Genomic DNA, 5,815 nt, shown 5'->3' on the forward strand with positions numbered 1-5,815 from the left:
AGGAGACCTGCGCCCGCCCGGCAGCGGCGGCGCAGGGGCGTCGCGCGGAAACCACCCGAACGGGCGGGCGCAGGTCTCCTGGACGGTTCCGGGCGCCAAAAACCGCTGGTACGTAGCGTGTTGCTCTTGCTAGCTTCCTGGACGTGGCGAAACTCAATCAGATCATCGCAGTGGAGAAGGGCGTCAAGTCCAAGGCGCACCAGGACCTGACGGCGGCGCATCACGGCCTCCAGAAGGCCGGTCTGCTGGCCGGGATCTCCCGGACCTATCAGCCGAAGGACGAGGAGGGCGAGCAGTTGCCGCCCGAGTCGACCCTGGTGCAGATCAAGGCCGAGGACGTGCTGAGGGAGACCGCGGCGACGCTGACCCGTCTCTTCGACGTGACCGCCACGAAGGACTGGGCGAACTGCGCGGCCCGCGCCGACGTCTCCGTCGACGGACGCGTCCTGGTGAGCGGCGTGCCGGTGTCGTATCTGCTCTTCCTGGAGAAGCAGCTCACGGACATCAACACCTTCGTCCGCAAGCTCCCGGTGCTCGACGCCTCGGAGGCCTGGGCCCAGGACCCGTCCACCGACTCCTGGAAGACCGAGCCGGTGCGGACCCTGCGGACGAAGAAGGTGCCCCGCAACCACGTGAAGGCGGAGGCCACCGAGAAGCACCCGGCGCAGGTCGAGGTGTACTACGAGGACATCCCCATCGGCTACTGGACCACGGTCAAGTTCTCCGGTGCGTTGCCCGCGCGGCGGATCAACGAACTGCTCGACCGGGTGGAGAAGCTCCAGCAGGCCGTCAAGTTCGCCCGCGAGGAGGCCAACGGCGTGGACGTCACGGACCAGCGGGTGGGTGATGCGGTCTTCGGTTACCTCTTCGGATGAGGTGACCGACCATGGAATCCCCGGCGGCGGTCGACGCGGCCGGGGTGCGCGAGGAGCGCAAAGCTGAAACTGAAGTTTGTCGTGACGACGCGGTTCAAGTGGAGGTTCGAGTCCTCCCCCCGGCACTTCCGCACCTCCGTACATCCCGTACGGATACGGGCCGGGGTGGCCCAAATGGCAGAGGCAGACCGCGATCAATCTCAGACTATTGCTCCAGACTCAGCATGCGCCGCCTATCGCCGGATCAACCGGGCCCGTGCCCGTGTGCGTCGAGATGCCGGTTCGACTCCGGCCCGCGGAGCTTCGGTCTGCGGTCGTCTAAAGGCAGGACACGGCGACATAAAACTGACACGGGACCTTTAAAAGTGCCGGCGTGCCGTACAGGCGGCAATCACAGGGCTCGGGGGCCGGCTACGCCCCCGGGCCCGCTCCCGTTGCTGCATCCGCTCCCGGGGCTGCGCCCCCCCGTCGCGCGCAGCGACACCCCGCGCCCGGCGAAGAAGCGCTCGAAGGCGGCCGGCGGCAGCTCCGCCGCCCGGGTCGCGGCCGATGTGCCGGACGGGTTGTGGAAGTGCACGCCCGTCCCGTCGGCCGTGCGCGACGTCAGGAGCACCAGATGGCCGCCTCGTCCCGGTGCGGGCCGCCGCGGGTGACGGATCGCGTAGTGCACCGACGCCATGACGAACCGGCCCTCGTCCAGCAGGTCCAGGATCTCCGCCGGTGCGAGATGCCGGTGGACGGTGGCCTCCAGACCGTGCTGCTCACGTACGTACGTGGCGAACGGGGCGTAGACCAGCCCCCGGATCTCGCCGTCGCCGTCCTCGGTGTACGCGCCGTACTCCAGCGCTCCGTCCCGCAGCGCGAAGAGTGACGGGGCGTCGGCGCCGAGCGCCATGCGCAGACAGGTCATACCGCACAGATGGCCGGCCCAGCGTGCGTACTCCGCGGGCGACTTCGCGCCGGACTCCGCCCAGGCGGGATCGGATGCCGGGTCCAGCCCGCCCTCGACGATCGGCCCGACGAGATCGGACGAGGCGAACTGGGTGTGCACGGGGACCTGGCAGGTGGGGCAGCTCACGGTCGGGTCTCCGTTCATCTCCGGTGGCCGGTCACTGCCGGTACCCGGCCAGGAAGCGGCCGATGCGGCTGATCGCCGCGTCAAGATCGTCAGCGTACGGGAGGGTCAGGATGCGGAAGTGGTCGGGCCGCGGCCAGTTGAAGCCGGTGCCCTGTACGACCTGGATCTTCTCCCGCAGCAGCAGGTCCAGGACGAACCTCTCGTCGTCGACGATCGGATGCACCTTCGGGTCGATGCGCGGGAAGGCGTACAGCGCGCCCTTCGGCTTCACGCACGACACCCCGGGGATCTCGTTCAGCTTCTCCCAGGCGCGGTTGCGCTGCTCGTACAGCCTGCCGCCGGGCACCACCAGCTCCCGGATGGACTGGCGGCCGCCGAGGGCCGCCTGGATCGCGTACTGCGCGGGCGCGTTGGGGCACAGGCGCATGGAGGCGAGCATGGTCAGCCCCTCAAGGTAGCTGCGGGCGTGCTGCTTGGGGCCCGACACCACCATCCAGCCCGATCGGAACCCTGCCACGCGGTATGTCTTCGACAGTCCGCTGAAGGTGAGGCAGACCAGGTCGGGGGCGAGGACCGCCACGCTGTGGTGTTCGGCGTCGTCGTACAGGATCTGGTCGTAGATCTCGTCGGCGAACACCATCAGGCCGTGCCTGCGGGCCAGGTCGAGGATGCCTTCCAGCACCTCGCGGGGGTAGACGGCGCCGGTGGGGTTGTTTGGGTTGATGATCACGACGGCCCTGGTGCGGTCGGTGATCTTCGAGGCCATGTCGGCGAGGTCGGGGTTCCAGTCCGACTCCTCGTCGCACACGTAGTGCACGGCCTTTCCGCCGGCCAGCGTCGTCACCGCGGTCCACAACGGGTAGTCGGGGGAGGGGATGAGCACCTCGTCGCCGTCCTCCAGCAGCCCCTGCACCGCCATGGAGATCAGCTCGGAGACACCGTTGCCGAGAAAGACGTCGTCGACGCCGATCTCGGTGAGTCCCATCGCCTGATAGCGCTGTGCCACGGCCCGGCGGGCGGACAGGATGCCGCGCGAATCCGTGTAGCCATGGGCCTGCGGGAGCATCCGGATCATGTCCTGGACGATCTCCTCCGGCGCCTCGAAGCCGAACAGCGCCGGATTGCCCGTGTTGAGCCGCAGCACGCTGTGGCCCGCCTCCTCCAGGGCGTTGGCGTGCTCGATGACCGGGCCCCGGATCTCGTAACAGACCTCGTTGAGCTTGCTGGACTGGCGGAATTCCATGCGGTGCCTCCCCGACCCGATTGCGATACTTGGTTTTACCAAGCTTGGGCTTGGAAAGTCCAACAACATGTCTAGACTGCGTCGCATGCCACGTCAGCAACAGCCCGCAACCCGCCCGGTCCGCCGCCGGAGTTACGACCAGTTCTGTGCCGGCGCCCGGGCGCTGGACGCGGTCGGTGACCGGTGGACCCTGCTGATCGTCCGTGAACTGCTGGCCGGTCCCCGGCGCTACACCGATCTCCACGCCGACCTGCCCGGAGTCAGCACCGATGTCCTCGCCTCCCGGCTCAAGGACATGGAGCAGGGCGGGCTGGTCACCCGTCGCAGACTGCCGCCGCCCGCCGCCGCCTCGGTGTACGAACTGACCGAGCGCGGGCACGGGCTGCTGCCCGTCCTCGCGGCGCTCGCCGAGTGGGGCGCGCCGGCACTCGTGGAACGGCGGCCCACGGACGCGGTCCGGGCGCACTGGTTCGCCCTTCCACTGCTGCGCGCGCTGGAGGGGTTCGGTGGCGCGGCCTGCGGCGGGGTGGTCGATGTGCACCTGGACGAGGGCGATTTCCATGTCCGTACGGGGGATCAGGAGCCGGGCGAACCGGTCTACGGGGACGGGCCCGCCGTCCGTGCCGACGCGCGCATCGCCCTCGACGCCGAGCTCTGTCTGGCGCTGGGGCGTGGAGAGCTGACGTTCGCCGAGGCCGTCAAGGACGGGCGGATCGAGGTGTCGGGCGAGGGGCCGCTCGCCGTGGAGCTGCGTGGCGCGTGATGGTTGCGGTGGCGTGATTCGATCGGTCAACTTCTGGGTAGTGTCGGGGCATTTGGGATGTCCGGGACACTGAGGAGAAGGAGTTGCCCGTGAGGATTGGCAGACAGCAGGAGCAACAGGAGCAACAGGAGAAACAGGGCCGACAGGGACAGCAGCGGCGCCTGGGCAAGGCGCTCGTCATCGGGGGCTGCGTGGCCGCACTCGGCTTCGTACCTGCGGCGGCCGTCGCCACCCCCGGCAGCGGGGTGAGCGGCACCGTGGTCGCGGAAGGCACCTCGGTGGGCAAACTGAAGGTGAAGGCGCCGAAGGGGCGCACCGACGTCACCTTCCGGACGATCACCGTCGAGCCGGGCGGCTCCACCGGCTGGCACACCCACCGCGGCCAGCTGATCGCCGTCGTCAAGTCCGGGACACTGACCCGCACCCTGGACGACTGCACGGTCGAAGTGACCCCTGCGGGCACGTCCTTCATCGAGCCGTCCGGCGCGAAGCACCGCCATGTCGGGCGCAATCTGGGCACCGAGCCGGTCGTCCTCTGGGTGACCTATCTGCTGCCCGAGGGCAGCCCGCTCTCCGACGACGCCGACGCGGCGGACTGCGGAAAGAAGTAGAAGCGCGAGGCACCGCCCTCTGGCGCCCCGGGACGGTCACGGGACCGCCGGGCGCCGACCGTCAGCGGGCGAGTATCTCCCCGTACGCGCCGAGGCCGGCGCTCACCAGGCCGTCGCGGAAGGTCAGCACCTCGTACACCCGGCCCCCGATCTGGTTGCGGTAGTCGATCACCAGCGTGTCGACGCCCGCCCGCACGTCCATCACCTCGAACTCGAGGTCGGGGATGAGCTCCAGGCCCCGGGCCCAGTACGCGCGCAGTTCCTGTTTGCCGCGGACCGTGCCGGAGGCGTCGCCGGTGAACCTGGCGATCATGGGGGAGCTGAACGCCACGTCCTCGTGGTAGTGCGCCAGGATGCGGTCCAGGTCGTGGGAGTTCCAGTCGTCCTGCCACTGCGTGGCGAACTTGCGCGCGAATTCGAGATCCATGGGAAGGACCGTAAAGGGCGGGACCGGCGGGTGCCGCAGATTTTCGGCAAGAGGGCAGGATGGTCGCGTGCGATTCGAAGCGATCACCTGGGAACGGCTGGCGGACGAGCTGACCGCGCACGCCGACGCGCTGAAGCCCGCGGACGGCGGACCCTGGCTCAAGATCGCCGTCGACGGCGCTCCGGCGGCCCGTACCGCCGAGCTGGCCGATTCCGTCGCCCAGGGGCTGCGGCTGCGGGGCCGGGCGGTGCTCCCGGTGTCCACGGCGGGTTTCCTGCGGCCGGCGAGTCTGCGGTACGAGTACGGCAGGAGGGACCCCGACTCGTACTACGGCAGCTGGTTCGACACCGGGGCCCTGTGGCGTGAGGTGTTCGGTCCGCTGGAGCCGGGCGGAAGCGGGCGGGTGCTGCCCGATCTGTGGGATCCGGTCACGGACCGGGCCACGCGGAGCCCGTACCGGCAACTGCCGGAAGGGGGAGTGCTGGTCCTGCACGGGCCGTTGCTGCTGGGACACTGGTTCCCGTTCGACCTGAGTGTCCATCTGCGCCTGTCGGCCGGAGCGCTGCGGCGGCGCACGCCGGAGGACGAGCAGTGGACCCTGCCCGCATTCGCCCGGTACGAGGACGAGGCGGCGCCCTACGCAAGCGCGGACGCGGTCGTCAGAGCCGATGATCCGCACCATCCCGCCTGGACCGGGCTGCGGCGGGACGGCTGATCTGCCGGGGCGTGCGCACGTTCGGTGCTCGGCGCCCTGTCACGCTCGGCGCCCGGCGTCCTGTCGCGCTCGGCGCCCGCTCGCGCTCGGCGCCCGCTCACGC

Annotated in this window: 7 protein-coding genes and 1 tRNA gene; 5 read left to right on the plus strand and 3 right to left on the minus strand. The window is 69.8% G+C overall.

Annotation, left to right across the window (positions count from 1 at the left end; translation table 11 throughout):
• Positions 1-143 precede the first annotated feature (143 nt).
• Positions 144-875 carry a DUF7873 family protein gene (locus JGS39_RS35550; protein ID WP_219573891.1) on the plus strand — a complete coding sequence of 244 codons (732 nt, stop codon included), beginning with the start codon at positions 144-146 and terminating at the stop codon, positions 873-875.
• Between the two features lie 38 nt (positions 876-913).
• A tRNA-OTHER gene (locus JGS39_RS35555) sits at positions 914-1,000 on the plus strand.
• A gap of 266 nt (positions 1,001-1,266) precedes the next feature.
• Here the strand turns inward: JGS39_RS35555 and JGS39_RS35560 are convergent.
• Entirely contained in the window at positions 1,267-1,953 is a 687-nt protein-coding gene (locus JGS39_RS35560) for a cysteine peptidase family C39 domain-containing protein (RefSeq protein ID WP_306081714.1), read from the minus strand.
• Between the two features lie 31 nt (positions 1,954-1,984).
• Complete coding sequence (locus JGS39_RS35565; RefSeq protein WP_219573892.1) at positions 1,985-3,196, minus strand: pyridoxal phosphate-dependent aminotransferase; 1,212 nt, start codon at positions 3,194-3,196, stop codon at positions 1,985-1,987.
• Positions 3,197-3,281: 85 nt separating this feature from the next.
• On the opposite strand from JGS39_RS35565, the gene JGS39_RS35570 reads away from it, so the two are divergent.
• Both JGS39_RS35570 and JGS39_RS35575 read left to right on the plus strand, forming a co-directional pair.
• Positions 3,282-3,959, plus strand: a complete 678-nt coding sequence (locus tag JGS39_RS35570) for a winged helix-turn-helix transcriptional regulator (RefSeq protein ID WP_219573893.1) — start codon at positions 3,282-3,284, stop codon at positions 3,957-3,959.
• 161 nt (positions 3,960-4,120) lie between these two features.
• Entirely contained in the window at positions 4,121-4,570 is a 450-nt protein-coding gene (locus JGS39_RS35575; RefSeq protein ID WP_372456185.1) for a cupin domain-containing protein, read from the plus strand.
• 61 nt (positions 4,571-4,631) lie between these two features.
• On the opposite strand, the gene JGS39_RS35580 is transcribed toward JGS39_RS35575, so the two are convergent.
• Positions 4,632-4,997: a nuclear transport factor 2 family protein gene (locus tag JGS39_RS35580; RefSeq protein WP_219573895.1), complete on the minus strand. Its 366-nt coding sequence runs from the start codon at positions 4,995-4,997 to the stop codon at positions 4,632-4,634.
• Between the two features lie 67 nt (positions 4,998-5,064).
• Here JGS39_RS35580 and JGS39_RS35585 point away from each other — a divergent pair, with 67 nt between their 5' ends.
• Positions 5,065-5,712: a nucleoside/nucleotide kinase family protein gene (locus JGS39_RS35585; protein ID WP_219573896.1), complete on the plus strand. Its 648-nt coding sequence runs from the start codon at positions 5,065-5,067 to the stop codon at positions 5,710-5,712.
• The last annotated feature ends 103 nt before the right edge of the window (positions 5,713-5,815 follow it).

Origin of the sequence: Streptomyces poriferorum, from assembly GCF_019399235.1 — a bacterium.
Taxonomy (GTDB): domain Bacteria; phylum Actinomycetota; class Actinomycetes; order Streptomycetales; family Streptomycetaceae; genus Streptomyces; species Streptomyces poriferorum.

Excerpts from the sequence above, each read along its gene's own strand:
- JGS39_RS35565 (WP_219573892.1), bottom strand. The coding sequence starts at position 3,196 with ATGGAATTCCGCCAGTCCAGCAAGCTCAACGAGGTCTGTTACGAGATC.
- JGS39_RS35570 (WP_219573893.1), top strand. The coding sequence starts at position 3,282 with ATGCCACGTCAGCAACAGCCCGCAACCCGCCCGGTCCGCCGCCGGAGT.
- JGS39_RS35580 (WP_219573895.1), bottom strand. The coding sequence starts at position 4,997 with ATGGATCTCGAATTCGCGCGCAAGTTCGCCACGCAGTGGCAGGACGAC.